Origin of the sequence: Streptomyces sp. NRRL B-24572, from assembly GCF_002156145.1 — a bacterium.
GTDB lineage: Bacteria > Actinomycetota > Actinomycetes > Streptomycetales > Streptomycetaceae > Streptomyces > Streptomyces vietnamensis.
In genome coordinates, this window is the sequence record NZ_MWIG01000731.1 from 1 (window position 1) to 2,268 (window position 2,268).

The following is a 2,268-nucleotide window of genomic DNA, read 5'->3' on the forward strand; positions in this document are numbered from 1 at the left end:
GTCAGGAAGGGACGAGCGGGTACGGGACGGGGCGGTGGTCCGCCGGACGTGCGGAGGTTCAGCGGAGCGGACCGGCCCGGAACACCGGCGGTTCCGAGTCCGGGACGCGGGTCACCCGTACCCGTTCACCGGGGTACGGGTACGCCGACGCGGAACCCTGCCAGTGGGCCCGGCACAGGGCGCCCTCCCACTCCACGTAGCCGTGCGGGCGCAGCCAGGTCGCGACGGCCGCGACCTCGACACGCTCGCGCTGCAGGGCGGCAGGCGGGACGTCGCGACCGTCGCGACCTGGCTGCGCCCGCACGGCTACGTGGAGTGGGAGGGCGCCCTGTGCCGGGCCCACTGGCAGGGTTCCGCGTCGGCGTACCCGTACCCCGGTGAACGGGTACGGGTGACCCGCGTCCCGGACTCGGAACCGCCGGTGTTCCGGGCCGGTCCGCTCCGCTGAACCTCCGCACGTCCGGCGGACCACCGCCCCGTCCCGTACCCGCTCGTCCCTTCCTGACCACCCATCGCTCCACGGAGTAGCCGTGACCGCCACGCCCCAGCCCGACGAAGCCCCGCTCCCCGTGCCGTACATGGGCTTCGAGTTCGACAGCGCCCAGCGTCTGCCGCTGCTGCTCTGCCTGGACACCTCGACCTCCCTGACCCGGAGCGATGCCATCTCCTCGCTCAACACCGCCCTCGGTTCGTGGGCGGAGAGCCTCGCCGAGGACATGGCGCTGAGCGCCGCCGTCGACGTCGCCGTGATCACGTTCGGCGGCAGCGACGGCATCACGGTCTGGCAGGGGTCCACCCCGCTCGGCGCCACCGCCCCGGTGTGGCCGCACAGTCCCTTCGTACCGGCCCACGAGTTCCGGCCGCCGGTGCTGCGCGCGCACGGCGTGACGCTCCTCGACCGGGCGCTGCGCCTGGCGATGGAGGTTGTCGCCGACTACAAGGCGGGGCTGCGGGCGGAGGGGCTGACGTACTACCGCCCGCAGATCTGTGTCGTCACGGACGGCTACCCGAGCGACGAGCAGGGCAGGTTCTCGCACGCGTACCGCGAACTCCTGCCCGATCTGCGCAAGGCGGAGGAGGAGCGCCGCTTCCGGCTGTTCGCGGTGGGGGTCAGCGAGCGCCACGCGGGGGCCGAGGAGGTGCTGCAGGAGCTCGCGCCGCACTACCACGCGTGGCTGGACGGCTTCCCGTTCGCGGAGCTGCTGACGGCGATGTCGCACAGCGCCAAGGCGACCCAGGGCGGTGCGGCGGAGGCCGAGTTCCAGGAGATCTTCGCCCGTCTGAAGCGGCGGCGCGGCGGCGGGCAGGTCCCGGCGTGAGGCCGGCGGACGGGCCGCCCCCGGACTGGCGGGTGCACGGCACCAGCGCCATCGGCTACCGGCACCTGCGGGAGCGGATGCCCTGTCAGGACGCGTGGCGGGTCCGCAGGACCCCGTCGGGGCTCGTCCTCGCGGTGGCGGACGGCGCGGGGAGCGCGCCGCGCTCCAAGGAGGGCGCCGAGCTGGCCGTACGGCTGGCGACCAGGACGTTCGAGCCCCTGGTGACGCCCTGGGAGCGGCTGCCGGACGCGCACGCGCGCAAGGAGGCGCTGACCGAGGCGTTCCGTGAGGTGCGGGCCGCGTTCCTGCAGTCGTGCGACGGCTCCCCCGGCCCGTACGCGACGACGCTGACGGTGGTGGTCCTCGCCCCGGGCTGGCTGGGGCAGCTGTCGGTCGGCGACGGTCTCGTGGTCGTCCGGTCGGACGTCGGCGATCCCGCGCACCCCGCGTACGACCTGCTGCCCCGCGCGCACACGGGCAGCGAGTACGCGAACGAGACCGTGTTCGTGGGCTCGCCCACCGCGCTCCGCCACCTCCGGGTGGACTGCGTCCGCGACGACGGCATCGACGGGGTGCTGCTGTCCACGGACGGACTGACCCAGGCCCTGCTCCGGCGGGCGCCGGCCGGGCGGCCCCCGATGCCGCACGACGCCTTCCTCGGGCACCTCTTCGACCGGCTCGCCCGGCCCGACTACGACCACGACGAGGAGGAGCGGCAGCTCTCCGAGTTCCTCGGATCGGACCAGATCACCCGGGTGACCGGGGACGACAAGACTCTCCTGTGGGCGATACGGACATGACTACCGCTGACGAGAACCCCGGACACCGCGACGACCACGTCTCCCTCGACGGCGTCTCCCTGGCGCTCGGGGACGGCACCCGCGTCACCCGGGCGGCGAAGCCGCTGGGGACGGGCGGGCAGGGCAGTGTGTGGCGGCTGAACGAGCGC

The 2,268-nt window shown here is 74.2% G+C and carries 3 protein-coding genes; all 3 read left to right on the plus strand.

Going from position 1 to position 2,268, the window contains the following annotated elements; all coding sequences use genetic code 11:
* Positions 1–202 precede the first annotated feature (202 nt).
* Positions 203–448 carry a hypothetical protein gene (locus CCN56_RS34665; protein WP_143664715.1) on the plus strand — a complete coding sequence of 82 codons (246 nt, stop codon included), beginning with the start codon at positions 203–205 and terminating at the stop codon, positions 446–448.
* Positions 449–530: 82 nt separating this feature from the next.
* Positions 531–1,319 carry a hypothetical protein gene (locus CCN56_RS34670; protein ID WP_256962331.1) on the plus strand — a complete coding sequence of 263 codons (789 nt, stop codon included), beginning with the start codon at positions 531–533 and terminating at the stop codon, positions 1,317–1,319.
* Positions 1,316–2,119, plus strand: coding sequence for a PP2C family serine/threonine-protein phosphatase (locus tag CCN56_RS34675; RefSeq protein ID WP_086831773.1), 804 nt, complete (start codon positions 1,316–1,318; stop codon positions 2,117–2,119). Before CCN56_RS34670 ends, CCN56_RS34675 begins: the two co-directional genes overlap by 4 nt.
* Positions 2,120–2,268 lie beyond the last annotated feature (149 nt).